Origin of the sequence: Microbispora rosea, from assembly GCF_044460045.1 — a bacterium.
GTDB lineage: Bacteria > Actinomycetota > Actinomycetes > Streptosporangiales > Streptosporangiaceae > Microbispora > Microbispora rosea.
The window spans coordinates 738540-764120 of sequence record NZ_JBITJO010000004.1 but is presented as its reverse complement, the minus strand read 5'-3'; the positions used below and the strand labels follow the sequence as shown (position 1 = coordinate 764120).

The following is a 25581-nucleotide window of genomic DNA, read 5'->3' as shown; positions in this document are numbered from 1 at the left end:
CGTGGCGCTGATCGTGCTCGCCGCCGACAAGGGGGCGCCCGGCGTGACCACCGCGGCGACCGCCCTCGGCGCCGTGTGGCCCCGGCCGGTGCTGCTGGCCGAGTGCGATCCCTCCGGCGGCGACCTCGCCTACCGCCTGCCGGGCGACGACGGGAGCGTGCTGAACCCGGGGCGCGGCCTGCTCAGCCTCGGCGCGGTCGCGCGGCGCGGGCTTCACGCCGAGCTGATCTACGAGCACACGCAGCGGCTCGTCGGCGGCCTCGACGTGCTGGGCGGCCTGACCAACGGCGAGCAGGCGGCCGGCCTCACCTGGCTGTGGGGCCCGCTCGGCCGGGCGTTCGCCGCCCTGCCGCAGGCCGACGTGCTCGCCGACTGCGGCAGGCTCGGGCTGCACCCCCAGATCGGCGACCTGGTGGCCGAGGCCGACCAGGTGGTGCTGTTCACCAGGGCCAGCCTCGACCACGTCGCCCACCTGCGCGAACGGCTGTCGCTGATCGGGCGGAAGGTCGGGGTCGTGGTCATCGCCGACCCCCGGTCGTACCGGTCGTCGCTTGAGGAGATCCGGCGCATCGTCTCCGGCTGGGACGTCGCCTTCGTCGGCGGTCTCGCGTACGACCCGAAGGGCGCGGAACTGCTGCGCGGCCAGTGGGGCGGGCGGCTCGACCGCAGCCTCCTCATCCGTACGGCCAGGGAGCTGGCCACCCGCCTGGCCGCACAGCTGGCCGCGGGCGGCGAGACGGCCGCGCCGCCCGCCGCCGGGCGGGCGAAGCGGCAGCCGGAGGTGCGGTCGTGAACTCCCAGCGGCGGCCGATCGACCACGGCCTGGTGAAGCGGTTCCGGCAGGAGGTCGGCGACCGGCTGGCGCACCAGCGGCGGATCGACCAGGCGAGCGGCGTGCCGCCGATGTCGGGGGAGGACGAGCGGCAGTTCGCCCGGGCGCTGATCGCGCAGGTGCTGGAGGAGCACGCGCGCAGTGAGATCGGCGTCGGCCGCACGCCGCCCACGGCCGAGGAGGAGGAGGCGCTGGCGGCGGGCATCCACGCCGCGCTGTTCGGCGTCGGCCGCCTCCAGCCGCTGCTCGACGACCCCGAGGTCGAGAACATCGACATCAACGGCTGCGACCGGGTCTTCGTCGGCTACGCCGACGGCCAGGAGCTCATGCACGACCCCGTCGCGGACTCCGACGAGGAGCTCATCGAGCTGATCCAGATCCTGGCGGCGTACTCCGGCCTGTCGTCGCGGCCGTTCGACACCGCCAACCCGCAACTCGACCTGCGCCTGCCGGACGGCTCCCGGCTGTCGGCCGTCATGGACGTCACCGTGCGGCCGGCGCTGTCGATCCGCCGGGCCCGCCTCGGCAAGGTGTTCCTCAGCGACCTCGTAGGGAACGGCACGCTCACCCCCGAGCTGGGCCGCTTCCTCACCGCCGCCGTGGCCGCGCGGAAGAACATCATGATCGCGGGATCGACGAACGCGGGGAAGACCACGCTGCTGCGGGCGCTGGCCAACGAGATCCCGCCGCACGAGCGGTTGATCACGGTGGAGCGGGCGCTGGAGCTCGGGCTGGACCAGTTCCCCGAGCTGCACCCCAACGCGGTGGCCTTCGAGCACCGCCTGCCCAACGCCGAGGGGCAGGGCGAGATCACGATGGCCGAGCTGGTGCGGCGGTCGCTGCGGATGAACCCCTCGCGGGTGATCGTCGGCGAGGTGCTGGGCGACGAGATCGTCACGATGCTCAACGCGATGACCCAGGGCAACGACGGGTCGCTGTCGACGATCCACGCCAACTCCAGCATGGAGGTGTTCAACCGCATCGCGACCTACGCGCTGCAGGCCGTGGAGCGGCTGCCGATCGAGGCCACCCACATGCTCATCGCCGGGGCCATCGACTTCGTGGTGTTCATCGAGAAGCGCAACGACTACCACCGGGGAGGCACCCTGCGGCGCTACGTGTCCAGCGTGCGGGAGGTCACCGGCTGCGACGGGCGCGTGCTGTCCTCGGAGGTGTTCGCCATGGCGGGCGACTACCTGGTGCCGCACGCCCCGATCTCCTGCGCGGACGAGCTGGCCGCCCACGGGTACGACCCGGCGCGGGGAGCGTGGCGATGAGCGGCCTGCTGCCGGCGCTGCCCCCCGGCGTCCTCGACCCCCTGGTGCTGCTGGCCGGGGCCGCGGCGGGCGGCGGGCTCTTCCTGCTCGCCCTGGCCGTGTACGGCCTGCGCCCCCGACCGGCCACGCCCGACGGCCGGGCCGAGCGGATGCGTCTGCTGCGCACCCTGTCCACGCGGTCGGCGATCGCGGCGGTGACGGGTGTCGTGGTGCTCGTGGTGACCGGCTGGCCGGTCATCGCGGCGGGAGCCGTGCTGCTGGTCCTCGCCTGGCGGGGCTTCACCGGCGGCGCGGCGGAGGAGCGGGCCGCCATGCGGCGTCTGGAGGGCCTGGCGGCGTGGACGGAGTCGCTGCGCGACACGATCGCGGGCGCGGCCGGCCTCGAACAGGCCATCCCCTCCTCGATCCGGGCCGCGGCCCCCATGCTGCAGCCGCACCTGCGGGCCCTGGTCGACCGGCTCCACACGCGGATGCCGCTCGCCGACGCGTTGCGGATGTTCGCCGACGAGCTGGACGACCCCTCGGCCGACCTCGTCGTGGCGGCGCTGATCCTCAACTCGCGGCTGCGCGGGCCGGGCCTGCGCGACGTGCTGTCGGCCCTGGCGGTCTCGGCGCGCGAGGAGCTGGACATGCGCCGGCGCGTGGAGGCCGAGCGCAGGTCCACACGCAAGAGCGTGCAGATCGTGGTCGGCACCGCGCTCGCCTTCGCCGCCGCGCTGGTCGTCTTCAACCGCTCCTACGTGGAGGAGTACAACTCCGTGCTGGGCCAGGCCGTGCTCGTCGTGGTGGCGGGCCTGTTCGGCGCGGGGTTCGCCTGGATGCGGCGGCTCGCCCGCTTCGACAAGCCGGCCAGGATCCTCGCCCCCTACCACCGCCCGCGGTCCGCGGTGGCCGCGCAGGCGCAGCCGCCGGCGGAGGTGATCAGGTGATCGCGACGGTGCTCTGCGGAGCCGTGCTCGGTCTCGGGCTCTTCCTGCTGGTGCGGGCGCTGTTCCCGCCCCGGCCCGGCCTGACCGCCCGGCTCGCCGCGCTCGACCAGGCCCGCGACGGCAAGGGCGTGGCGCGGGCGCCGCTGATCGCGCCCGAGGAGGAGGTCAGCGAGTTTCGCCGCATGCTCGGCCTGCGGCTGGCCCGGTTCTACGCGGCGCGGGGGTGGGAGGCGCGGTCGGTCAAGGCCGATCTCGCGCTGCTCGGCAAGTCGTTCGAGGGGTTCCTCGCGACCAAGCTGCTGCTCGGGGTCTCGGGCCTGCTGGCGTTCCCGCTCCTCGTCGGCTGGCTCGCGCTGATGGGTTGGGGCGTCTCGGTGCAGGTGCCGCTCTGGTCGGCGCTCGTCGTCTGCGTGATCTTCTTCCTGCTGCCCGACGCGCAGATCCGGCGGGACGCCGCCGTACGGCGCAGGGACTTCCGGCACGCCGTGGGCGCCTTCCTCGACCTCGTGTCGATGAACCTCGCGGGCGGCAGGGGCGTGCCCGAGGCGCTGATGATGGCGGTGGCGGTGGGCAGCCCCGCCACCACGCCCGGGGCGCTGAACGGCACACTGGGCGGCACTGTTCACGGGGCTGTTCACGGCACCGCGAACAGCCCCGTGAACGGCGCGGCGAGCGGTGCCCTGAACGGCGCCGCGTCCGCTGCCGCGACGGCGAACGGCGCGGGTCCCGCTCCCGGCTCCAACTGGGCGATGGAACGCATCCGCGAGGCGCTCGCCAACGCCCGGATCGTCGGCATCACCCCCTGGCAGGCCCTCGGCCAGCTCGGCGACGAGATCAACGTGGACGAGCTGCGGGACCTGTCGGCCGCGCTCGGGCTCGTGGCCGACGACGGCGCCAAGGTCCGCGCCTCCCTCACGGCCCGTGCCGCCACCCTCCGCCGCCGCGAACTCGCGGAGGTCGAGGGCAAGGCGGGTGAGCGGTCCCAGTCGATGCTCGTCGCCCAGCTCCTGCTGTGCGCGGGCTTCGTCATCTTTCTCAGTTTTCCCGCAGCCATGAAGATGTTGGGGGCCTGATGCTCTGGTTCCACTATTTGATCGCCGTGCTCCACGTACGGCTGGACCGCGCGAGGAACGCCCCGTCCAGGGGAGCCTCCGCGGTCGAATGGGTGATCATCACCGCCATCATCGCCGGAGTCGCGCTCGGCCTGGCCACGCTGATCAAGCAGTTGGTCGAGCAGAAGCAGTCGGACATCCAGAACAGCTTCAGCGGGGGCGGCGCGGGCGGCGGCGCCGGCGGGGGAAGCGGGGAGTGACCGTGCAGGGCGTGACCGGCCCTCGCGCACCGGCCGCCACGCGCCGAGAGCGTGGCAGGCAGGTCGGGCGCGGCCAGCGAATTGGGCAGGTCGAGCGCGGCGAGCAAGGCGGGCAGGTCGAGCGCGGCGAGCAAAGTGGGCGGGTCGAGCGCCGCGAGCGGGCTCGGTGGATCGAGCGACGCGGGCGGGGCGGGCGTGGCGAGCGGGGCGCCACGGTGATCGAGCTCGCCATGCTCATGCCGATCGTGCTCGCCGTCGTGCTGCTGATCGTCCAGGTCACGCTCTGGTTCCACGGCCGCCAGGTCGCCGACGCCGCTGCGCGGGAGGGCGCGCGGATCGCCCGTGCGGGCGGCTCCGACGGCTGGCAGGAGTCGGCCGAGGGCAAGGCGCGGCAGATCGTGCAGGCGATCGGGCCGCAGTTGCTGAAGAACGCCCAGGCGCAGGCGTGGGAGCAGGGCGACCAGCGCGGCGTCGAGGTGACCGGCAGCGCCGTCCAGGTGGTCCCGCTGCTGCCCGCGATGACCTTCACGATCACGTCACGCTTCGGCGGGCCCATCGAGTGCTTCCGCCCCGACGACGGCTCGGACGGCTGCGAATGACCCGGCCGGAGCGCGGCTCGATGACGGCCGAGACGGTGATGCTGGCCCCGCTGTTCCTGCTCTTCCTGCTGTTCCTCGTCGGCGCGGGCCGGATCGTGGAGGCCCAGGGCGAGGTCAACGGGGCCGCGCGGGACGCCGCCCGTGCCGCCTCCGTGCAGCGGACCGAGTCGGAGGCCGAGTCGGCCGCGAAGGAGGCCGCCGAGGCCGCGCTCTCCGGAGACTGCTCGCCCCAGGTGGACATGTCCGGCAGCGATTGGACGATGGACGGCTCCGTCCGGGTGACCGTGACCTGCGAGCTGAACCTCGACTTCCTCGGGTTCGGCGCCGCCAAGCAGATGTCGGGCACCTCGGTCGTGCCGCTCGAACGGTATCGGAGGGTGCAGTGACCCCGCCGCGTCCGTGTCGCGGATGGCGTGGTTCGCGCGTCCGCCACCGCCGGACCGCTCCGCGCATCGCCCCAGGCATCCCTCCAGGCCTCGCTCCACGCCCCGCCCCAGGCCCCGCTCCAGGCCCCGCTCCGGGCCTCGCTCTGGGACCGTCGACCGCGCCGCGCGCCCTCATGAGGGCGCCGTCCCCCGCCGGAGACGGGCGGGTGCGGGAGCGGGGCTCCATGTCGGTGTTCGTGGTCCTCTTCTCCGGGGTGGTGTTCCTGCTGGCCGGACTGCTGGTGGACGGCGGGGCCGCCATGAACGCCCGCCTCAAGGCCGCCGACATCGCCGAGCAGGCCGCCCGCGCCGCCGCCGACCAGATCGACGTCGAGACCCTGCGGGCCACCGGCCAGGTGCGGCTGCTCGCCGACGAGGGCGCGGTGTGCGGCGAGGCCGAGAAGATCACGGCGGCTCAGGGGGCCGACGGCGTGCGCATGACCGAGTGCACCGTGGGCGGCGGCCAGGCGGACGTGACGGTGGCGGTGTCGGTTCACTGGGACGCCTTCTTCCTGTCCGCGCTGGGCTTCGCCGGCTCCGACATGGAGGCCGAGGCCACGGCCGCTCCCGATGCGGGGGAGGCGTGACGGGGACCCGGCCGCCGGGCGGCCGGCGGGAGGAGTTCGACCGCGAGAGCCGGCGGGGACCGCGACCGCGCCCCGAGGGAATGCCGTCGGTGCTGGGGCCGCAGCGGGCGCCCGAGCACTGGCACGACGACCGGCACCGGCCCGTGCGGCTGCGGTCCCGGCGTACGGCCGGAGACGTCCTCGCGGGCCTCGGGGCGCTGGTCGCGCTGGTGGGCCTGGTGGGCGGCGTGCCGTACGCGCTGCTCCGGCTGGCCGGTCCGCCGATCACCGGTGACCTGCTGAACGCGGACCTGTTCACGAGCCAGGTCGGACCCGAGACGATCACCGCGATCCTGATCCTCCTGGTGTGGCTGGCCTGGCTGCAGCTGTTCCTGTGCGTGGTCGTCGAGGTCTACGCGGCGCTGCGGCGGGTCGGCATGCCGGCCCGGGTGCCGCTGTCGGGCGGCACCCAGGCGCTCGCGAACCGCCTGGTCTCCGCCGTGCTGCTGCTGTTCACCGCGGCCGCCGTGGCGGTGCCCATCGCCCGTGCGGGCGCCCCCGCCGCGATCAGGCCCCAGGTCGCGGCGCTGTCGGCGCCGGTGCCGCAGGCCGAGGCGGAGCGACCGGCCCTGCACGCCAGGGAGGTCAAGAAGGTCTACGTGGTGCAGCCTCCGCACGGGCGCCACCACGAGAGCCTGTGGGAGATCGCGGAGAAGTGCCTGGGCGACGGGCGCCGCTATCCGGAGATCTACCGGCTCAACCAGCACAAGGAGCAGCCTGACGGCAGCCGGCTGCACATGGCCGACCTCATCCGTCCCGGCTGGGTGCTCGACATGCCGGACGACGCCAGGAACGTCCACATCGTGCCGGTGGACGAGGACCGGCCGGAGACTCTGAAGGAGCACCGCCACGCGCCCGCCGAACTCGACGGCGACACCCGGTACGCCGGGGGAGACGCGACCGGCGGCGACGTCCACACCGACCGGCACACCACAGAAGACCGGCGCACGACGCCCGACCCGCGCCCCACCGCCGGTTCGCACACCGGGTCCGGCACCGGGTCCGGCACCGGGTCCGGCACCGGGTCCGGCGCCGAAGGCACGACGGGAACCGAGGGGGACACCACACGGCCCGACGGTAACGGCGACCAGAGGCCGGGCGAGGCCGGGCGGTCCGGCGACACCGGCCACGAGCGGGGCAGGGTGACGCCCGAGCCGGGCAAGCCGGGGATCGTGCTGCCGCCGCCCGCGATGCCGCAGGACACCCCGTCGAAGCCGGGAGGCCGTACGGGCGAGGTGAAGGACACGCCCGCCACCGCGCGCGCGACGCCCTCCCCGCGCCCGGTCATCACCACCACCGTCCAGCCCGCGATCGCGCCCGCCGAGGCGGGCCACCAAACCGCCGACGAGCGGCAGGGCGGGCCGGTCCTCGCCGACTACCTGGCGGCCTCGTCGCTGGCGGCGGCCGGGCTGCTGGCCCTGCTCGGCCGCAGGCGGCGGGAGCAGCTGTGGCGCCGGGCCTTCGGACGGCGCATCGCCCGGCCGCGCGGCGACGCCGCCGAGGCCGAGGTCGCCATCCGCCTCGGCGCCGACGCCCCCGGCAGCCGCATGCTCGACATCGGCCTGCGCCTGCTCGGCCGCCTGCTGGCCGACGCCGACCGGCGCCCGCCGACGATCTACGCCGTCCACCTGTCCAACCGGGGCCTCGACCTGTGGATCCACCCGGCCGAACAGGACGCGCCGGAGCCGTGGGAGACCTGCGACGACGGGCAGGTGTGGCGCCTTCCGGCCCACGAGGGACGCCGCATCGACGAGCACGTGCTGGCCGGGGTGCCCGCGCCCTACCCCGGGCTGGTCTCGATCGGCACCGGGCAGGGCGGCCGGGTCCTGGTCGACCTGGAGGCCGCCCACGGCGTGATCGCGATCACCGGGGCGCACACCGTCGCCGCGCTGTCGGCGCTCGCCGTCGAACTGGCCACCAACCGGTGGTCCGACCGGATGCGCATCACGCTCGTCGGCTTCGGCGAGGAACTGACCCTGCTCGCGCCCGAGCGGATCAGCACGGCGGGCAGCCTGGCCGAGGTGCTGCCGGAGTTCGAGGAGCGCGCCCGCCACGACGGCGACGTGCTGACCGGCCGGGTCCACAGCCGCGTGGCCGACCCCGCGTACACCCCGCACTACCTCCTGTCGGCCATCCGCCCCGACGAGGACGAGGCGCGTCGCCTGGCACTGCTCGGGAAGGGCACGCGTACGGCGAGCGGCTTCGTGATCGCGGGCGAGGTGCCGCACGCCACCTGGACGTGGGAGGTCACCGACGACGGCCGGGCCCGGGTGGACGCCCTCGGCCTGGACATCGAGGCCCACCTGCTGCCGCGTCGGCACTACGACGCCGTGATCGGCCTGTTCCGCACGGCCCGGCAGCAGGAGGGCGAGCCGCTCACCCCCGTGGTGGAACGGCTGAGCGAGGAGCCGCCCTCCATCGAGGTGCGCATTCTGGGCCCGATCGAGATCAGCCCGGTGAATCCGCTCGAAGAGGGCCGGGCGGCGCTCGCCCACGAGCTCGTCGTCTACCTGGCCACCCATCCGGACGGCGTGCACCCGGCCGTGCTGACCGGCGTGCTGTGGCCGCGCGGCGTGCAACTCGCGGTGCGCGACGCCACGATCGCGAGGGTCGCCGAGTGGCTCGGGCGCGACTCCGAGGGACGCCCCCACCTGTTCCTCGACCGGTCCGGGCGCCTGCGGCTCGGGCCGGAGATCCGTACCGACTGGCGGCTGTTCCAGGACCTCGTGCGGCAGGCCGGCGAATGGGCCGACACCGCCGGTCCCACGGGCGGCAAATCCGGCGGCAGATCCGGCGGCAGGTCCGGCGACATGGAGGCCGACCTGCTGGAGCGCGCGCTGGCGCTGGTGCGCGGCCCGATGCTGAACGGCAGGCCGCCCGACCGGTACGCCTGGCTGGCGGCCGACCCCCTGGAGTACGACGTGACGGCCTGGGTGGCGGACGCCGCGCACGCGCTGTGCGAGATCCGGCTGGCCCGCCACGACCCGCACGGCGCGGTGGCGGCGGCCCGGGCCGGGCTGCTGCTCGCGGCCGACGACGAGGGGCTGTGGCGCGACCTGCTCCGGGCGGCGCACGCCACCGGGGAGCCCGTCCGGCTGCGGGCGGTCGTCGACGGCCTGCTGCGCCGCGCCACCTCCCACCCGTACGGCGGGGGGATGGCGCCGGAGACGGAGGCGCTCATCGACGAGCTGCTGCCCGACTGGCGCAGGACCGTCTCCCCGGACCTCAGGAATCCTGCCGTCAGGAACCCTGGCCTCGGGAACCCCGGCCTCAGGAGCTCGGCCCTCACGAATCCGGACCCCGGAAACCCGGCGGACCTCAGAACCTCACGTCTCGCCTGATCGGAGCCCAATGCCAGGGACGTCCACCTCCGAATCATGCCGATCCACGCATAGCGCTGGCTCACCCCCGACGGCCGTTCCTAGGTTGGCAGCGGCGGGGGTGACAGCGGCGGGAGATCGCGTACTGCGGAGGATCCCGGTGATGCGTCCAGGACTCGCCCCGGCGGCACCGCCCGCCTCGGCCCGCACGCTGCGCTGGGCCTGCACACCGCTCCTGGCGGCCTGCGCACTGCTCGTCTCGGCGTGCGCCGCGCCGGACGCCGACCGCGGCTTCACTCCGGGCGGCGGCATGGAGCCGGCCGCGGTGACGGCCTCGGAGACGCCGGGCCCGCAGCCGGGCACCGAGACGGTCACGGCGGCGCCGGGACTGACGATCGAGATCGAGTGGCCGCTCGAACCCGACCCGAAGCGGTCGGCCGTGATCAAGGCGTTCGCCGGTGACTTCACGGCGCAGTGGCGGGCCGTCGGCACCTCCGGCCGGGACCGCTCGTACGTGAAGGGGATCGACGCCGAGTCGTCCGCCTACATGGAGTCCGTCACCTGGGTGCAGGGGTTCCTCAAGGACGGGCAGTCGGCCCGGGGCGTGGCCAGGCTCTACGCCCTGCGGGTGCCTTCCGTCATGGGGCGCGGGGCGGAGGCCGACGGCTGCGTCGACCTGACCGGCGTGCGGCTGACCGATCGGGAAGGCACCCCGCTGGCCCGTCAGCCCGCCTGGCTCAAGCGCCCGCGGGCGGTCTTCCTGCAGACCGCCGGCCTGGGGCAGGGCGACGACGGCGTCTGGCGGATCCGGCTCTACCGCCATGCGGACTATCCGGACGAGCGCGCGAAGGAGTGCCTGCGATGAGGGCCATTGCTGTGACGTCCCTGCTGGCGGGGGTTCTGCTCGCGCTGTGCGCGCCACCCGCCGCCGCCGACCCGGACGTCGGCGCGCACGGCGAGGCGTTCCAGAAGGGCAACACGGCCGGCGTCAAGCTGACAAACTCCAAGATCGGGCTGTCCGGCAACGGGCTCGGCGGCAAGAGCGACGGCTACCGGATGCCCCGCCCCTGCTGGTACGAGCCGAACTCGTCGGCCGACGACATGCGCAACCTCCAGGCGCAGCAGAAGAAGCAGGCGGTGGAGGCGGGGCTGGACTACGACGTCGATCTCGACAGGTTCGGGGACAAGATCGGCGACAAGGGCCAGTGGTGGGGCGTCGCCTACGACGCCGGCAACCCGGACGGACCCTCGTGTGCCGCCGGACTCGAGCCGCTCGTCTGGGTGCCGGAAGGGACCGTCCCCGCCGGAGGCATCACGCTGGAGCAGCTCATGCAGATCGCCCGGGCCGCGCTGACCGTCCCGGAGCCGAAGATCAAGCTGAGCCCGGACGCCAAGAGCTACGTCAATCTGGGGACGTGGGTGTGGCTGGACGGAGCCGAGGCCGCCCCCCGGTCCGTCACCGCCACCCTGCCGGGCGTCATGTCCGCCACCGTCACGGCGACGCCGGACCACTTGGAGATCGATGCCGGCACCAAGGACGACAAGCGCGCCACCGTGTTCACCGCGGGATGCGGCACCACCGGCAAGCCGTACGTGAAGGGCGCCGACGAGGACGGGACGAAGGAACCGGAGTGCGGCGTCGTCTACCGGCACTCCTCCGTCGACCTGCCGGGCAAGGTCTACACGCTCACCGTGACGAGCGTCTGGACCGTCGCCGGCAACGGCAACCAGGGCGGCGAGGCCGTCCCGTTCGCGTACGACCCGATCCAGGTCTCGGCGACCAGGGACGTGCCCGTCGGCGAGGTCCAGAGCATCGTCAAGCAGTGACCCGCCCCGGACCCGCCCCGGACGTCGGCCCCGGCGAGCAGGTCAGGCGCGGGACTCGTGGGCGACCAGCCATTCCTTGACCGGCGTGCCGTAGTAGTAACTGCCGTAACCGCCGGTCGAGGGCACCACGCGGTGGCACGGCACGAACGGCGCGATCAGGTTCTGCGCGCAGGCCGACCCCGCGGCCCGCGCGGCCGTCCTGGGCAGTCCCGCCTTCTCCGCCAGCTGCCCGTACGACACGGTGGTCCCGGCGGGCACGGCACGCAGCGCCTCGTACAGGCGCTGCCTCGTGGGGGTGCCCGGCTGCTCGACGGGGATCCGGTCGAGCGCGCCGACCTTCCCGTCGAGGTACTCCCGCACGGCCTCGGCCGCGTCGCCGAGATCGCCCTCCCGCAGGGGAAGCGTCCGCAGGGACGGCGAGAGCCTGGCGAACATCTCCAGGGGGTCGGCGGTGAAACCGGCCGCGACGAGCACGCCGTCGCGGGCGAGCAGAGCGAGGGGGCCAACCGGGGTGGGCACGGTCTGCATGATGATCATTTGTTGCGTCCTCGTGGTGTGGTGTCTTGATCGCTGGAGGTGTGGCTCCACAGGTGGAGCGCGGCGTACGCCCGCCAGGGCCGCCATCGCTCGGCCTCGCCCGCGGCGATGCCGAGCCGTTCCATCGTCCTGCGCAGCACGAGGTCGCCCTCGGGCCACGCGTCCGGGTCGCGCAGCGCGCGCAGCGCGATGTAGCCGGCCGTCCACGGGCCGATGCCGGGGATCTCCAGCAGCCTGGCCGTGGTGTCGGCCGGGTCGTCCGCGCCGTCGAGGTCGATCGTGCCGGATGCCACCGCCTCGGCCAGCGCCCTGATCGTGGCGACCCTGCGGGTGGTGAGCCCGAGGCCGTCCAGGTCCGCGGCGGCGAGCCGGTCGGCCGTGGGAAACAGCGACGGCACCTGACCGGCCGCTCCGTCGAGGTTCCCGTCGACGGAGCCGTCGGGGACGGCGGGCAGCCCGGCCCGGGCGGCGATGCGGCCGAGCAGGGTGCGGGCCCCGGCCACCGAGATCTGCTGCCCGACGACCGCCCGGACCGCCAGTTCGAACCCGTCGTACGCTCCCGGCACGCGCAGCCCGGGACGGGCCGCGACCAGCGGCCCGAGCGACGTCGCACCGAGGATCTCCCGCACCGCGCCGGGGTCGGCGTCGAGGTCGAGCAGGCGGCGGCAGCGGGCCACCAGCCGGGAGAGCAGGTGCGTCTCTGTGGTCCGCACCGTGAGCCGGATGTGACCGGTCGCGGGCCGCAGCGTGATCGAGCCGCCCGGCACGGCCCGTGTGTAGGCCGTCACGTCGTCCCCCGACCGGCAGACCGCCTCCACCGAGGGAATCGCCCGGGCGGCGAGGAACCGCAGCACCGACTGCGCGTCGTAGGGCTCCCGGTGACCGAGCCGCAGGGTCAGCCCGGTCGTGAGGGCGACCGGGCTTCCCTTCTCGTGCATCGGCCCGTTGGTCCTGCGCAGCTCTCCCGGCGCGAAGCCGTACGACTCCTTCATGGCCGCGTTGAACTGGCGTACGCTGCCGAACCCGGCGGCGAACGCGACATCGGTGATCGGCAGGGTGGTCTCGGTGAGCAGTTGCTTGGCGAGCAGCAGCCGCCGGGTGCGGGCGACGGCGAGCGGCCCGGTGCCGAGCTCGGCGGCGAACAGGCGGTGCAGGTGCCGCTCGGTCACGTGGAGGCGGCGGGCCAGCCCGGCGACGCCGGACTCGTCGGCCACCCCGTCGTCGATCAGCCGTAGCGCGCGTCCGACCAGGTCGGCGCGGACGTCCCACCCGGGGTCGCCGGGGCTGAGCTCCGGACGGCAGCGGCGGCAGGGCCGGAAGCCGGCGGCCTCGGCCGCGGCGGCGTGGCGGTAGAAGCGGACGTTGCCCCGTGCGGGGGTGCGGGCGGGACAGATCGGGCGGCAGTAGATGCCGGTGGTGGTGACAGCCGTGTAGAAACGCCCGTCGAAGCGGGAGTCCCGCGCGGAGACGGCGAGGTAGCACGCGTCGAAGTCGAGCTGTCGTGTGGTCACGCACACGACGTTATGCGCTGGCCACCGGTGCGGGCTGGCGGAAATCGGACGCGGCCGTCAGAGCGCCGCGACACCGCGGAGGGGGCTCGCGCGAGACCGGGCACGGGAGCGCGTCCTGTGCCGGGAGTGCTCCCGCGCGAGGCCGGACGCCGGACCGGAAGGCCTGACGTCACTTGCTGGAGATGCCGACCCCGAGGTCGAACTCGCGGTAGACCCGGGCCCAGAAACCGTCGCGCAGCCACACGCGCGCCTCCGGGTAGGGCCGCAGGGAGTGGCCGAGCTCCTTTTCGGCCTCGATCAGCAGCTCGGTGTCGATCACCGTGGGCAGCAACGGGCCCGGCAGCAGATCGCGGATGTTGTCCCGGCCGCGGGTCAGTATCCACTTCTGCGCCACGTGCTCGCCGACCTCCTCCACGCGGGGCCGGCCCGGGCCCAGCTTGGCGACCTGGCCGACGGGCGACTTCGGCGGCATCGGCTTGACCGTGCGGCCCGCGAAGACCTGCGCGGGCGACGGCGTGGGCGGCACGGGCACGGGCACCGGCGCGCGGGTGAAGAACGGACGCAGGAAGTCGGCGCTCAATATCTCGACAGTGTCCGACTCCCAGACGAGCCGCTCGGCCTGGTTGGTCCCGAACGGCGGCTCGACCCCCCACAGGTGGATGCGTACACCGTACGCCTGCGCGGCCTCCACAGCGGGCACCATGTCCTCGTCCCCGGCGATCAGCACGGTGTCGCTCACGGCGTGATGGCGGGCGAGGGCCTCGAGGTCGCTGCGGATCTGGGCGTCCACCCCCTTCTGCTGACCACGGGCGTTCAGGTTGCCCAGCCTGACCTTGACCCAGGGCAGCTGGGCGATCACACGCTGGTCCACCGTGGGCACGCGGTCACGGGCGGCGTCGTACCAGTAGACGCGCAGCAGCTCACCCGGGATGCGCTCGAGCGCGTGCTTCTGGAGCGCCTGGATCAGCTCGTCCGCAGCGACGCGGTACTCCTTACGCTCCTTGGCGGCTAAGAGAACTTCACCGGCGGCCGCGTAAAGGTAACCGACGTCCACGAGAACGGCATACTTTGCGGCAATGCCATGTGCGCTGAAGTCCGGGATGGCCATGGTGTCCTCCAGGACTCGTCACTAGTTGATCGGCTGACTATATTCCCCCGCTTTCTAGATAGTCCCAACTCTTGAGCCAGTTGACACCCTGTTCCGGCGATGTAATCGGTCCGTAGTCGTCGCCGATGGCGTCGAAAGACGTCTCACCCGCCGGGGAAGAAGGCCCCACGCCAGGCTCCCGGGCCGTGCGGGAGACCCACCCGCAGCCGATGTGCCGGATTTCTCCAGTTTCCCGGGCTTGATCGCGGTGCCGCCGGCCGGGCGGCGCCCGCCGCCGCCCGTGCCGCCAGCGCGGCGACGAGCGCGGCGGTCTCCTCAGGGGTGGCGTCCCCCCGGACAATGCTGAGAAACGGCTCTCGGCTGCTCACAGTGGAATGTTCCCGTGCTTTTTCGGGGGCAGCGAGGCCCGCTTGTTACGGAGGGCGCGCAGCGCGCGGACGACCTGGACCCGGGTGTCCGAGGGCCGGATGACCGCGTCCACATAGCCGCGCTCGGCGGCGAGATACGGATTGGCCAGCGTGTCCTCATACTCGCTGATGAAACGGGCCCGCGCGGCGTCCGGCTCGTCGGCGGCGGCCAGTTCGCGCCGATAGAGGATGTTGACCGCCCCCTGGGCTCCCATCACGGCGATCTGGGCGGTGGGCCAGGCCAGGTTGACGTCCGCGCCGAGGTGCTTGGACCCCATGACGTCGTACGCCCCGCCGTACGCCTTGCGGGTGATGACGGTGACCAGCGGGACGGTCGCCTCGGCGTAGGCGTAGAGCAGCTTGGCGCCGCGCCGGATGATGCCGTTCCACTCCTGGCCGGTGCCCGGAAGGAAGCCCGGCACGTCGACGAAGGTGAGCACCGGGATGTTGAAGGCGTCGCAGGTGCGCACGAACCGGGCGGCCTTCTCGGAGGCGTCGATGTCGAGCGTGCCGGCGAAGCTCATCGGCTGGTTGGCGACGACGCCCACCGAACGCCCCTCGACCCGGCCGAAGCCGACGACGATGTTCGGCGCGAAACCCGCGTGGACCTCCAGGAACTCGCCGTCGTCGAGGACGTGCTCGATGACCGTGTGCATGTCGTACGGCTGGTTGGCCGAGTCGGGGATGAGCGTGTCGAGCTCGCGGTCCTCGTCGGACGTCTCCAGGTCCGCCTCGACGTCGAAGGCGGGCGGATCGTCCATGTTGTTGGACGGCAGATACGACAGCAGCGCCCTGGCGAAGTCGAGGCAGTCCTGCTCGTCGGAGGCCTCGTAGTGGGCGACGCCGGAGCGCGAGTTGTGCGTGTGCGCACCGCCCAGCTCCTCGAACGTCACCTCCTCGCCGGTGACGGTCTTGATGACGTCCGGCCCGGTGATGAACATGTGCGACTTCTCCTGCACCATCAGGACGAAGTCGGTCAGCGCGGGGGAATACACGGCGCCGCCCGCGCACGGCCCCATGATCAGCGAGATCTGCGGGACCACGCCGGAGGCGTGCACGTTGCGCTTGAAGATCTCGGCGTACAGGCCGAGGGAGACCACGCCCTCCTGGATGCGCGCCCCACCCGAGTCGTTGATGCCGATCACCGGGCAGCCGGTCTTGAGCGCGTGGTCCATGACCTTGACGATCTTCTCGCCGAAGACCTCGCCGAGTGAGCCGCCGAACACGGTGAAGTCCTGCGCGAACACCGCGACCGGCCGCCCGTCCACCGTGCCGTACCCGGTGACGACCCCGTCGCCGTACGGGCGCTCGCGGTCGAGGCCGAAGGCGGTGGCCCGGTGCCTGGCCAGCTCGTCGAACTCGACGAAGGAGCCCTCGTCGAGGAAGGCCGCCAGCCGCTCGCGGGCCGTCATCTTGCCCTTGGCGTGCTGCTTCTCCACCGACCGCTGGGAGCCGGCGTGGGCCGCCTCGCGCCGGCGGCGCTCCAGATCGGCGATCTTGCCGGCGGTGGTGTGGATATCGATCTCGGGGGCGTGTTCGGCGCTCATCGCCCGCTCACCGTTCCTCGTATGCTCAGCGGCCCTCGGGTCCCGAACGCCGCTCCGGGTCGCGTCGAATCCATGGCCGACAGGGTAACCAGACCGGCGTCGCGCGGTCGCTCCGGGTCGCGCTCACCGGGATCGCATTTGGCCGGGCGGGAACTCCCCGGAGGAACGCGGCTCGCATGCCGTTCGTTCGGCTTTACGACGGCTTTATACGAGTGGGGGCTCCATGACGGATGCCGTACGCACACAGGGGTTGTACAAGCGCTTCGGGCACCAGGTGGCGGTCGGCGGGGTCGACCTGGTCGTGCCGAGGGGCAGCTTCACCGGGCTGGTCGGTCCCAACGGCGCGGGCAAGACGACCACGCTGAGCATGATCACCGGGCTGCTGCGGCCGGACGGCGGGCGGATCGAGATCGACGGCCACGACGTGTGGGCCGACCCCGTCAGCGTCAAGGCGCGCATCGGCGTGCTGCCCGAGGGCCTGCGGCTGTTCGAACGGCTGTCCGGCCGCGAACTGCTGATGTACGGCGGCCAGCTGCGCGGCATCCCCATCGACGAGGTCGGCAGGCGCGCCGACGAGCTGCTCAGGGTCATGGACCTGGTCGAGGCGCGGGACAAGCTGGTGGTCGACTACTCCACCGGCATGCGCAAGAAGATCGGCCTCGCTGCGGCGCTGCTGCACAACCCGGGCGTGCTGTTCCTCGACGAGCCGTTCGAGGGCGTCGACCCCGTGTCCGCCAACACGCTGATCGAGGTGCTGCGCAGATACACCGCCTCGGGCTCCACCGTCGTCTTCTCCAGCCATGTGATGGACCTGGTCGAGCGGCTGTGCGACTGGGTGTCGGTGATGAACCGGGGCCTCGTCGTCGCGCAGGGCCCGCTCGACGACGTTCGGCGGGGCCGCACGCTCAACGAGGCGTTCCTCGACCTCGTCGGCGCGCGCGGCAACGGGGAGGAGGGCCTGTCGTGGCTCGGGTCGCCGGCATGACCTGGCTGTTCGTCCGGCTGAAGCTCAGCCTGGTGCGCGGGGGCCTGCGCGGCGACGCCGGCAAGCAGGCGGGTTTCGTCTTCTCGCTGGCCGCCGCCCTTCTCGCCGCCGTCGCGGGGTTCGCGCTGCTGTCCCTCATCCGGCTCGCGCCGTCCGGCGTCGCCCTCGACCTGGTGACGGTGGCGTTCGCGGTGTTCGCCGTCGGGTGGATCGTCGTGCCGCTGACGGCGTTCGGGCTGGACGAGACGCTCGACCCGGCCCGGCTGGCCGTGTTCCCGCTGACCACCCGGCAGCTCGCGACCGGCATGCTGGCGGCGTCGGCGACCGGGGCGTGGCCGGTCGCCTCGCTGGCCGCGCTGTTCGGCGGCGTGGTCGCGCTCTCCCACGGGCCGGGCGGAGTGCTGCTCGGGGTGCCCGCGGTGGTCCTCCAGTTCGCCTTCTGCCTCACGGCCTCCCGCCTGGTGACCACCGCGCTGTCCGGCGTGCTGCGCACTCGCCGGGGGCGTGACCTGCTCGCGGTCGCCGCCATCTTCGTGGTGCTGCTCGTCCAGTTGCCCAACCTGCTGGTCAACCGCGGCCTGTCGGGCGACCCCACGCGGATCCTGGCGTCGGCGGGGGACGTCCTGCGGTGGACGCCGCCGGGGCTGGCCGCGCACGCGATCGCCGACGGCGGCCTCATCGGCGTCGCCGAACTGATCGTCGTCGCGATGGCGGTCGTCGTACTGGCGTGGCTGTGGATCGTCGCGCTGCGGCACGCGCTGGTGCGGCCCGACGCTTCCACCGGGAGCGGCGGCTCCGTCCGGCGGTCCGGACGGGTTTCGATCGGCAGGTTCCTGCCTGACGGCATGCTCGGCGCCGTCGTCGCCAAGGAGCTGAAGTACGCCGGGCGCGAGCCGCGGGGCCGGGTGAACTGGATCGTCGCGCTGTTCGTCACCGTGATCGTCACGCTTTCCCTGCACGGACAGGACGGCGGGGCCGGGCTGGGATCGGTGCTGGGACCCGCCTGCCTGGCGGCCGTCATGATCGGGCTGCAGGCGGGCAACTCCTTCGGGATCGACGGCGGGTCGCTGTGGATGAACGCCGTGGCGTTCTCCACCCCGCGCGACGTGCGCACCGACCTGGCCGGGCGGCACCTGGCCATGGCGGTCATCGGCGTGCCCCTGCTGGCCCTGGTGTCGCTGTTCGCCGCCCTGGTGGCGGGCGACGCGGTCTGGGCCCTCGCCGCGGCCCCGATCGCCTGGGGCGTGCTCGGAGTCGCCATGGGCGTCGGCGCGATCACCAGCGTGACCGCGCCGTACACCTATCCCGCTCGCCTGAACGCCTTCAGCGGCGCCGCTCCTGGGCAGGGCGGGCAGGCGTTCGCGGCCTCCTTCGCCACGATGCTCGTCACCGGCGTGCTCACGCTGCCGGTGGTGCTGCCGGTCCTGTTCGGCCTGACCTGGTGGGCCGTGCTCGCCGTGCCGTACGGCGTGGCGGCCGCCTGGGCGGGCCGCAGGATCGCCTCCGGCATCGGCTTCGCCCGCCTCCCCGAACTCCTCGCCGCCGTCTCCCGTCCCACCTGACCGTGTTGTTCCGCGCGTTGTTCCGCCGCGTTGTTCTGCCGCGCCTCGTGTAACGGAGCGATCGCGAAGTCCTTGCGGTATTGCGGGCGATATGGCCCGCCTCTATAACCGTTTGGACCGTTCTAAGGAGGAAGTAATGCGCGATGGCAGGCCGCTGGGCCGTGTGATCTGGGCGCCGGTGGCCGCGGCGGCACTGAGCGGGCTGGTGATCGGGGGGCTGGCGCGCCTCCTGATGCGGGGCATCGCGCTGGCCGTCGGCGGACTGACCGGCATGTCCCTGGCGGGCACGGTCGCGATCCTCGTCGCTTTCGTCGTGCTGGCCCTGCCTGCCGCGGTGACCGCGGCCGCACGTCCGGCGATCATGCATGCCGGTCGCTGGGTGACCGCGGCGCTCACGGGACTGATGGCCGCGAGGACGGGGCTCGGCGACGCCAAGATCATCGTCCTGGCCGACGACGATCAGCTGACACCGATCACGATGCTGGTCGTGGCGTTCGCCGCGATCGTGGTGGCGCACGGGCGGCTCGCCCAGCACCTCACCCGCCGGTTCAGGGCGCTCCCGCACGCCCCGGCCGAGGCGCTCCGCACCCCGGACGCGCGCCCGGTCTGACCTGCGCGTTCGAGTGGTCTAGTCCAATTGGTGAGACCGCCCTCAAGCCACCGAGCGGGATTCGCTAGCCTTCCAAACATGGCCGCCATCGCTCCTGCCGAACGACACAACGCCGTAGCGGAGATGCCGGACGAACTCCGCGCTGACGTGCGCCTATTGGGTGGACTACTGGGTCAGGTGATCGCCGAGCACGGCGGCCCCGACCTCCTCGCCGACGTAGAACGGCTCAGAAAGGCGGTGATCGCGGCCCGCCGTCAGGAGACGACGGCGGACGAGGTCGCGGCCCTGGTGGCCGAATGGCCCGTGGACCGCGCCGTGCAGATCGCCCGCGCCTTCACCTGCTACTTCCATCTCGCGAACCTCGCCGAGGAGCACTACCGCATCCGCACCCTGCGGCAGCGCGACCAGGACGACGTGCCGCTGCGCGAGTCCCTCGCGGAGGCCGTGCAGCGGCTGCGGGGGGACGACCGGCTCCAGGACCTGATCGACGGGCTGGAGTTCCGGCCCGTGCTGACCGCCCACCCCACGGAGGCGCGGCGGCGGGCGATCGTCACCGCCATCCAGCGGATCAGCGCCCAGCTCGACGCCTACAACGCCCCCGGACGGGGCGCGGCCGAGCGGGAGGAGGCCCACCGGCGGCTGCTTGAGGAGATCGACATCCTGTGGAGGAGCGCCCAGCTCCGCCACACCAAGCTCGACCCGCTGGACGAGGTCCGTACGGCGATGGCGGCGTTCGACGAGACGCTGTTCCGCACCGTGCCGCTGATCTACCGCTCGCTCGACGCGGCGCTCGGGTCCGGCACCGGGACGCGGGAGCCGCTGGCCAAGGCGTACATCCGCTACGGAAGCTGGATCGGCGGCGACCGCGACGGCAACCCTAACGTCACCGCCAAGGTGACCAGGGAGGCCATCCAGATCCAGGCCGAGCACGTGCTGATCGCACTGGAGAACGCGGCCACCCGGATCGGCAGGTCGCTCACCCTCGCCAGTGTCTTCACGCCGCCGTCCGCCGAGCTGCGGGCCGCGCTCGCGCAGGCCGAGGACGACCACCCCGACCTGGTGTCGGAGATGGCCACCCGGTCGCCGCGGGAGCCGCACCGCCAGTGGCTGATGTTCGTGGCGGCCAGGATCGCCGCGACCCGGCGCCGCGACCTCGACCTCGCCTATCGCGCGCCCGCCGAGCTGCTGGCCGACCTGCGGCTCATGCAGGACTCCCTGCGCGGGGCCGGCGCCGTACGGCAGGCGTACGGCGAGCTGCAGCACCTGATCTGGCAGGTCGAGACGTTCGGCTTCCACCTGGCGGAGCTGGAGGTGCGCCAGCACTCGGCGGTGCACGCGGCGGCGCTCAAGGAGATCGCCTCCGGCACGGTGTCGGAGCGCACCGAGGAGGTCCTGGCCACGATCCGGGTGATCGGGTGGATCCAGGAGCGCTTCGGCGTGACCGCCTGCTCCCGCTACGTCGTCTCGTTCACCCGCTCCGCCGACGACATCGCGGCCGTCTACGAGCTGGCCAGGCACGCCTTAGGCGACCGCGCCCCGGTGCTCGACGTGGTCCCCCTGTTCGAGTCGGGCGAGGACCTGGACAACTCCAGCGCCGTGCTGGAGGGCATGGTCAAGCTGGAGCCCGTGCGCCGGCGGCTCGCCGACAACGGGCGGCGCATGGAGGTCATGCTCGGCTACTCCGACTCGGCCAAGGAACTCGGCCCGGCGGCGGCCACCCTGCGCCTGTACGACGCGCAGGCGGCGCTGACCGCCTGGGCCGCGGCCAACGACGTCACGCTCACGCTCTTCCACGGCCGGGGCGGCGCGCTCGGCCGTGGCGGCGGCCCGGCCAACCGGGCCGTGCTCGCCCAGGCCCCGGGATCGGTGGCCGGCCGGTTCAAGGTCACCGAGCAGGGCGAGGTCATCTTCGCGCGCTACGGCCACTCGGCGATCGCCAAGCGGCACATCGAGCAGGTCACCAACGCCGTGATGCTCGCGTCCACCTCCGCGGTGGAGGCGAGCACGGCCGCCGCGGCGGCGAAGTTCCGCCGGCTGGCCGACACCGTGGCCGCCGCTTCCGAGAGCGCCTACCGGTCGCTGACCGAGGCGTCCGGCTTCCCCGAGTGGTTCGCGCTGGTCAGCCCGCTGGAGGAGCTCGGATCCCTGCGGCTCGGCTCCCGGCCCGCGCGGCGCGGCCTCGGCGCGCCCCGCTCGCTGGACGACCTGCGGGCCATCCCGTGGGTGTTCTCGTGGGCCCAGACGCGGGTCAACCTCCCCGGCTGGTACGGCCTGGGCAGCGGCCTGGCCGCCGTGGTCACCGACGGCGGAATGGCCGAGCTGCGCTCGGCCTACCAGGAGTGGCCGCTGTTCGCCGCGATGCTGGACAACGCGGAGATGTCACTGGCCAAGACCGACCGCTCGATCGCGTCCCGCTACCTGGCCCTGGGCGGTCGGAGCGACTTCGCCGAGCAGGTCCTGGAGGAGTACGACCTGACGAGGCGGCTCGTGCTGGAGGTGACCGGCCACGCCCGCCTGCTGGAGAACCGGCGCGTGCTGTCGCGGGCCGTGCAGCTCCGCGACCCCTACGTGGACGCGCTCAGCCACCTGCAGCTGCGGGCGCTGTCGGCGCTGCGGGCGCCGGGCGACCTGTCGGAGGAGGAGCGTGAGCGCCTGTCCACGCTGCTGCTGCTCAGCGTGAACGGCGTCGCGGCCGGCCTGCAGAACACCGGCTGACGACGCCCGCCGGCGCCGCGAGCCTGCTCGCGGCTCCGGCGACCACCTCGGGAGGGTCCCGCCGGTCCGGCCGGTCGGGACCCTGCCGCCGGTGGCGCGGGAGCGGGGTCAGGCGGTCTCGGCCTGCTCGACCTCGATCCGCCCGACCTCAATCCGCTCCGGGCAGGCGTAGATGTTGAAGCGCTCCTCCCGCAGGAACCCCACGAGCGTGACGCCGAACTCGCGCGCCAGGTCGACGGCGAGCGAGGAGGGCGCGGACACGGCGCACACGACCTGGATCCCGGCGCTCGCGGCCTTCTGCATGATCTCGTAGCCGACCCGGCCGCTGACCAGCAGGACGTGCCGGTCGAGGGGGGTCCGGCCGCCGAGCAGCGCCCAGCCGACCAGCTTGTCGACGGCGTTGTGCCGTCCCACGTCCTCCCGCACGGCCAGCGGTGTGCCGTCGGGTGTGAACAGCCCGGCGGCGTGCAGCCCGCCCGTCCTGCCGAACACCCCCTGGGCCTCCCGCAGCCGGTCGGGCAGGCCGTACACGGTCGTGGCGGACACGGCGACCGGCGTGCGCGCGGCCGGCACGGCGCAGCGGTCGCGCAGGGCGTCGAGGCTCGCCGTGCCGCAGACGCCGCACGCGCTCGACGTCACGAAGTTCCGCGCCGCGGCGCCGAGGTCGGGGAGCCGGGAGGCGGTGAGCCGCACGGTCACCGTGTTGTAGCGCGCCTCTGGGTCCAGGTCCTCGTCCGTGCAGTAGCCGATCGCGGCGATGTCGCCGGGGCCGGCGATCCCTTCACCGTGCAGGAACCCCGCCGCGAGCTCGAAGTCCGCGCCCGGCGTCCGCATCGTGATCGCCACCGTACGGCTCTCGCCTCCGGCCAGGAGCCGGATCTCCAGCGGCTCCTCCGTGGCGAGGTCGTCACGCCGGTCGCGTACGGCCGATCCGGACACCCTGCGGACGCGTGACCGCGTGACGGGCCCCGGACGGGCAGTGGGCCGCGCCGCGCCGTCCAATTCCATCTGTCTCCTCCTCGGCGGCATGGCTGCCTTCTCTCCCGTACGCAGCCTGCCACGCCGCGAGTCAGCCGTCGCCCGCCGGGTGGCGCGCGGGGGAACCGGCGCACAGGCGGGTCACGGCGCGCACGACGGACGCCACGGGGATGTCGGCCATGCAGGCGGGGCCCGCCGGGGACAGCGGGCAGCAGGCCGTCCACCAGCACGGCTGCTCGGTGATGGCCGCGGGCCTGCGGTGCGGGCAGCCCGGCAGCCCCTGCAGGTCGGCGGAGCTCGCTGCGTCCCGGAAGCCTCCTCGGTCCCCAGGGCCGATGCCATACCGGCCGGCCCAGGTGGGCCCGAACAGCCCGACGGTGGCCGCTCCGGCGGCCGCGGCCAGCCGCAGCGGCCCGGTGTCGCCGCCCACGACCACGCCGCCCCGGCGCGCGACGGCGGCGAAGCACGCGGCGAGCCCCCGCAGGCCGCACCGCGGCAGCACGGCGACCTCCGGGCCGGGTGCCGCGTCCACCGCGCCGCGTGCGGGCCGCGCGCCGGGCGTGAGCAGGGGGTGGCCGCGCCGGGCCAGCAGCGCGGCGAGTTCCCGCCAGCGCCCGGCGGGCCACCGCTTCACGTCCATGCCCGCGTCCGTGACCAGCACGACCGGGGGCCGCGCCGTGCCTGTCGGTGTGCCGGCGGGAAGGCGGCGGGCGAGCGCGCTCTCGCCGTACGCGATCTCGGCCGGCGTCAGGCGCACGGCGGGCCGGAGCGCCACGTCCTCGGGCCGCAGCAGGCCCTCGGCGAGCAGGATGCGCAGGTAGCGCTCGCCGACGGGCTCGTCAGGGGGCGGGCGGCGCCACAGGTCGGTGACGCACCGGGCGCCCGAGGCGGCGAGGAGATCCGGGATGCCGTCGTAGCGGGTGGAGGTGACCGCGAGATCCGGACGCCGTGCGGCCAGCGCCTCGGCCACCGCCTCCCGTGCCGCGCCCGCGCCGCCGTGGCGGGGGGTGAGCACCCGCGTGACGGCGGGGTCGCCGCGCAGGAGTGCGGCTCCGGGCTCGTGGGTGAGCACGCGCAGCGACCCGCCGGGGTTCGCGCGGGCCAGGCCGTGCACGACGGGCAGGAGCATGACCAGGTCGCCGATCCCGCCGAGCAGGTCGACCACCAGGATCTCCCGGTACGGCTCACGCATCCGGGCGGCCGGGCGGACGACCGGGGCCGGCCAGGGTCTCGTACAGCTCGCGGTGGGCGGCGGCGACCCGGGACCAGGAGTGGCGGGCGGCGAGCCGCCGGGCCGCCCTCCCCATGCGCCGCCCCGGCCCGGAGCCGTCGAGCAGCGGCGCGACGGCGTCCGCGATGGCGGCGGGGTCGCGGCGGGCCCTGATCACGGCGACGGCCTCTCCGAGCGGGAGGGCGGGGTCGGGCTCGTCCGGCACGGTGACCGCGGTCGGCAGCCCGTGCGCCAGCATCGTGAGCAGCGCGCCGCTCTTGGTCGTCACCCCGGCGGTGAAGGGCAGCACCCCGGCGTCCGCCGCGTGCAGGAACTCCGACACCCGGGCGGCGGGCAGGTGCCCGGTGAACGTCACCGCGTCCGCGACGCCGTGCCGCGCGGCGAGCGCCTCCAGCTCCGCCCGGAAGGCCCGCGCCTCGGCCTCCGGCAGCGCCTGGGAGGTGAAGCCGCCCACGACCAGCAGGCGCAGGCGGGGGCGGGCCGCCCGCAGCGCGGGCAGGGCCTCGACGAGCTGCCGCACGCCCTTCACGGGGTGCACGAACCCGAAGAAGGCGAGCAGCGGGTCCTCCGGCCCCGTGCCGAGCCGGTCGCGCACCCGCACGCGCGCCTGCCGTCCGCCGCCGTGATCCACCACGTTCGGCGCCAGCGGCACCTCCACGGCGGCTGCCCCGACGCGCCGCCTGACCTGCCGGGCGTGGGAGGCGTTCGTCACGACCACGAGGGCGCTGGCGGGCACCAGCCGCCCGGTCTCCCGGTCCCACAGGCGGGCGCGTTCCAGGGGCCGCCAGGCGGGGCCGGGCACCCATCCGGGGGCCGCCCACCAGCCGTACTCGTGGAGGGTGGTCACCAGCGGCACGCCGGGCGGCAGCAGGGGTGGCAGCAGCCCGGGCAGGCCCGAGAACCGGTAGGCCGAAGGGGCGAACTGCACGTGGACCACGTCCGGGCGCAGCCGCCGCACCCGGCGGGCGGCGCCGAGCGTGGCCGGCAGCCAGTGCCAGGGGGAGCGGGCCCCCGGCGACCCCACGGGCACCCCCACCGCCTCGACTCCGGCGTCGCCGAGCGCGCGGACGAGCCGTTCGACGTAGTCGCCGACGCCGTCGCGGTCGGCGGGCCCGGGACCGTGGACCATGGCCACGCGGATCCGGCCACCCTCCGTCACGCTCACGCCTCCCCCTCCCCGGCGTCGCTGCGGGGGAGGTGCCCGACGGACTTTCAGGGCAAACCATGCATTTACGGGGCTTTA

The 25581-nt window shown here is 73.9% G+C and carries 23 protein-coding genes; 15 read left to right on the top strand and 8 right to left on the bottom strand.

Going from position 1 to position 25581, the window contains the following annotated elements:
- The first annotated feature begins 1 nt into the window (after position 1).
- From ACIBK1_RS20790 to ACIBK1_RS20740, 11 genes are all read left to right on the top strand, one after another.
- Entirely contained in the window at positions 2-793 is a 792-nt protein-coding gene (locus ACIBK1_RS20790) for a hypothetical protein (RefSeq protein WP_030508540.1), read from the top strand.
- Complete coding sequence (locus ACIBK1_RS20785; protein ID WP_231513915.1) at positions 790-2109, top strand: CpaF family protein; 1320 nt, start codon at positions 790-792, stop codon at positions 2107-2109. The genes ACIBK1_RS20790 and ACIBK1_RS20785 overlap by 4 nt, the downstream gene beginning before the upstream one ends.
- Complete coding sequence (locus ACIBK1_RS20780) at positions 2106-3038, top strand: type II secretion system F family protein (protein ID WP_051761822.1); 933 nt, start codon at positions 2106-2108, stop codon at positions 3036-3038. The genes ACIBK1_RS20785 and ACIBK1_RS20780 overlap by 4 nt, the downstream gene beginning before the upstream one ends.
- The gene (locus tag ACIBK1_RS20775) at positions 3035-4111 is read left to right on the top strand and encodes a type II secretion system protein (protein WP_396736988.1); all 1077 of its coding nucleotides are present in this window, start codon (positions 3035-3037) and stop codon (positions 4109-4111) included. The genes ACIBK1_RS20780 and ACIBK1_RS20775 overlap by 4 nt, the downstream gene beginning before the upstream one ends.
- The gene (locus ACIBK1_RS20770) at positions 4111-4350 is read left to right on the top strand and encodes a hypothetical protein (protein ID WP_030508544.1); all 240 of its coding nucleotides are present in this window, start codon (positions 4111-4113) and stop codon (positions 4348-4350) included. The genes ACIBK1_RS20775 and ACIBK1_RS20770 overlap by 1 nt, the downstream gene beginning before the upstream one ends.
- Before the next feature lie 11 nt (positions 4351-4361).
- Positions 4362-4949, top strand: coding sequence for a TadE/TadG family type IV pilus assembly protein (locus ACIBK1_RS20765; protein ID WP_396736985.1), 588 nt, complete (start codon positions 4362-4364; stop codon positions 4947-4949).
- A 20-nt stretch (positions 4950-4969) separates the two neighbouring features.
- Positions 4970-5335, top strand: coding sequence for a TadE/TadG family type IV pilus assembly protein (locus ACIBK1_RS20760; RefSeq protein ID WP_036406867.1), 366 nt, complete (start codon positions 4970-4972; stop codon positions 5333-5335).
- Between the two features lie 224 nt (positions 5336-5559).
- Entirely contained in the window at positions 5560-5961 is a 402-nt protein-coding gene (locus tag ACIBK1_RS20755; RefSeq protein WP_036406869.1) for a pilus assembly protein TadG-related protein, read from the top strand.
- Complete coding sequence (locus tag ACIBK1_RS20750; protein ID WP_396736982.1) at positions 5958-9341, top strand: hypothetical protein; 3384 nt, start codon at positions 5958-5960, stop codon at positions 9339-9341. Before ACIBK1_RS20755 ends, ACIBK1_RS20750 begins: the two co-directional genes overlap by 4 nt.
- A gap of 142 nt (positions 9342-9483) precedes the next feature.
- Positions 9484-10185, top strand: coding sequence for a hypothetical protein (locus tag ACIBK1_RS20745; protein ID WP_030508549.1), 702 nt, complete (start codon positions 9484-9486; stop codon positions 10183-10185).
- Positions 10182-11147 (top strand): hypothetical protein, encoded by a 966-nt coding sequence (locus ACIBK1_RS20740; RefSeq protein WP_030508550.1) that lies wholly within the window; start codon positions 10182-10184, stop codon positions 11145-11147. The genes ACIBK1_RS20745 and ACIBK1_RS20740 overlap by 4 nt, the downstream gene beginning before the upstream one ends.
- A gap of 42 nt (positions 11148-11189) precedes the next feature.
- Here the strand turns inward: ACIBK1_RS20740 and ACIBK1_RS20735 are convergent, their stop codons facing one another.
- The 5 genes from ACIBK1_RS20735 to ACIBK1_RS20715 form a co-directional block, all read right to left on the bottom strand.
- A complete protein-coding gene (locus ACIBK1_RS20735) occupies positions 11190-11684 on the bottom strand; it encodes a methylated-DNA--[protein]-cysteine S-methyltransferase (RefSeq protein WP_030508551.1) in 495 nt (164 codons plus the stop codon).
- Positions 11681-13195: a DNA-3-methyladenine glycosylase 2 family protein gene (locus tag ACIBK1_RS20730; protein ID WP_030508552.1), complete on the bottom strand. Its 1515-nt coding sequence runs from the start codon at positions 13193-13195 to the stop codon at positions 11681-11683. Before ACIBK1_RS20730 ends, ACIBK1_RS20735 begins: the two co-directional genes overlap by 4 nt.
- A 169-nt stretch (positions 13196-13364) precedes the next feature.
- A complete protein-coding gene (locus ACIBK1_RS20725; RefSeq protein WP_231513917.1) occupies positions 13365-14249 on the bottom strand; it encodes an NYN domain-containing protein in 885 nt (294 codons plus the stop codon).
- A 197-nt stretch (positions 14250-14446) separates the two neighbouring features.
- On the bottom strand, positions 14447-14671 hold the full coding sequence (locus tag ACIBK1_RS20720) for an acyl-CoA carboxylase epsilon subunit (protein ID WP_081903592.1): 225 nt from the start codon (positions 14669-14671) through the stop codon (positions 14447-14449).
- Complete coding sequence (locus ACIBK1_RS20715) at positions 14668-16257, bottom strand: acyl-CoA carboxylase subunit beta (RefSeq protein WP_030508554.1); 1590 nt, start codon at positions 16255-16257, stop codon at positions 14668-14670. The genes ACIBK1_RS20720 and ACIBK1_RS20715 overlap by 4 nt, the downstream gene beginning before the upstream one ends.
- Positions 16258-16480: 223 nt before the next feature.
- Here ACIBK1_RS20715 and ACIBK1_RS20710 point away from each other — a divergent pair, with 223 nt between their 5' ends.
- From ACIBK1_RS20710 to ACIBK1_RS20695, 4 genes are all read left to right on the top strand, one after another.
- Positions 16481-17242, top strand: a complete 762-nt coding sequence (locus ACIBK1_RS20710) for an ABC transporter ATP-binding protein (protein ID WP_396736977.1) — start codon at positions 16481-16483, stop codon at positions 17240-17242.
- Positions 17221-18804: a hypothetical protein gene (locus ACIBK1_RS20705; RefSeq protein WP_396736974.1), complete on the top strand. Its 1584-nt coding sequence runs from the start codon at positions 17221-17223 to the stop codon at positions 18802-18804. The genes ACIBK1_RS20710 and ACIBK1_RS20705 overlap by 22 nt, the downstream gene beginning before the upstream one ends.
- 136 nt (positions 18805-18940) lie before the next feature.
- Positions 18941-19414: a hypothetical protein gene (locus ACIBK1_RS20700; protein WP_030508557.1), complete on the top strand. Its 474-nt coding sequence runs from the start codon at positions 18941-18943 to the stop codon at positions 19412-19414.
- 78 nt (positions 19415-19492) lie between these two features.
- A complete protein-coding gene (locus ACIBK1_RS20695; protein WP_030508558.1) occupies positions 19493-22129 on the top strand; it encodes a phosphoenolpyruvate carboxylase in 2637 nt (878 codons plus the stop codon).
- Between the two features lie 108 nt (positions 22130-22237).
- Here the strand turns inward: ACIBK1_RS20695 and fdhD are convergent, their stop codons facing one another.
- The 3 genes from fdhD to ACIBK1_RS20680 all read right to left on the bottom strand — a co-directional run bounded on the left by fdhD (position 22238) and on the right by ACIBK1_RS20680 (position 25503).
- Positions 22238-23137 carry a formate dehydrogenase accessory sulfurtransferase FdhD gene (gene fdhD, locus ACIBK1_RS20690; protein ID WP_030508559.1) on the bottom strand — a complete coding sequence of 300 codons (900 nt, stop codon included), beginning with the start codon at positions 23135-23137 and terminating at the stop codon, positions 22238-22240.
- Positions 23138-23198: 61 nt separating this feature from the next.
- Positions 23199-24299, bottom strand: a complete 1101-nt coding sequence (locus tag ACIBK1_RS20685) for a glycosyltransferase family 9 protein (RefSeq protein ID WP_051761811.1) — start codon at positions 24297-24299, stop codon at positions 23199-23201.
- Positions 24292-25503 (bottom strand): glycosyltransferase, encoded by a 1212-nt coding sequence (locus tag ACIBK1_RS20680; RefSeq protein ID WP_051761812.1) that lies wholly within the window; start codon positions 25501-25503, stop codon positions 24292-24294. Before ACIBK1_RS20680 ends, ACIBK1_RS20685 begins: the two co-directional genes overlap by 8 nt.
- Positions 25504-25581 lie beyond the last annotated feature (78 nt).

Excerpts from the sequence above, each read along its gene's own strand:
- ACIBK1_RS20780 (WP_051761822.1), top strand. The coding sequence starts at position 2,106 with ATGAGCGGCCTGCTGCCGGCGCTGCCCCCCGGCGTCCTCGACCCCCTG.
- ACIBK1_RS20770 (WP_030508544.1), top strand. The coding sequence starts at position 4,111 with ATGCTCTGGTTCCACTATTTGATCGCCGTGCTCCACGTACGGCTGGAC.
- ACIBK1_RS20760 (WP_036406867.1), top strand. The coding sequence starts at position 4,970 with ATGACGGCCGAGACGGTGATGCTGGCCCCGCTGTTCCTGCTCTTCCTG.
- ACIBK1_RS20755 (WP_036406869.1), top strand. The coding sequence starts at position 5,560 with ATGTCGGTGTTCGTGGTCCTCTTCTCCGGGGTGGTGTTCCTGCTGGCC.
- ACIBK1_RS20745 (WP_030508549.1), top strand. The coding sequence starts at position 9,484 with ATGCGTCCAGGACTCGCCCCGGCGGCACCGCCCGCCTCGGCCCGCACG.
- ACIBK1_RS20740 (WP_030508550.1), top strand. The coding sequence starts at position 10,182 with ATGAGGGCCATTGCTGTGACGTCCCTGCTGGCGGGGGTTCTGCTCGCG.
- ACIBK1_RS20735 (WP_030508551.1), bottom strand. The coding sequence starts at position 11,684 with ATGATCATCATGCAGACCGTGCCCACCCCGGTTGGCCCCCTCGCTCTG.
- ACIBK1_RS20715 (WP_030508554.1), bottom strand. The coding sequence starts at position 16,257 with ATGAGCGCCGAACACGCCCCCGAGATCGATATCCACACCACCGCCGGC.
- ACIBK1_RS20710 (WP_396736977.1), top strand. The coding sequence starts at position 16,481 with ATGACGGATGCCGTACGCACACAGGGGTTGTACAAGCGCTTCGGGCAC.
- ACIBK1_RS20700 (WP_030508557.1), top strand. The coding sequence starts at position 18,941 with ATGCGCGATGGCAGGCCGCTGGGCCGTGTGATCTGGGCGCCGGTGGCC.
- ACIBK1_RS20695 (WP_030508558.1), top strand. The coding sequence starts at position 19,493 with ATGGCCGCCATCGCTCCTGCCGAACGACACAACGCCGTAGCGGAGATG.
- fdhD (WP_030508559.1), bottom strand. The coding sequence starts at position 23,137 with ATGGAATTGGACGGCGCGGCGCGGCCCACTGCCCGTCCGGGGCCCGTC.
- ACIBK1_RS20685 (WP_051761811.1), bottom strand. The coding sequence starts at position 24,299 with ATGCGTGAGCCGTACCGGGAGATCCTGGTGGTCGACCTGCTCGGCGGG.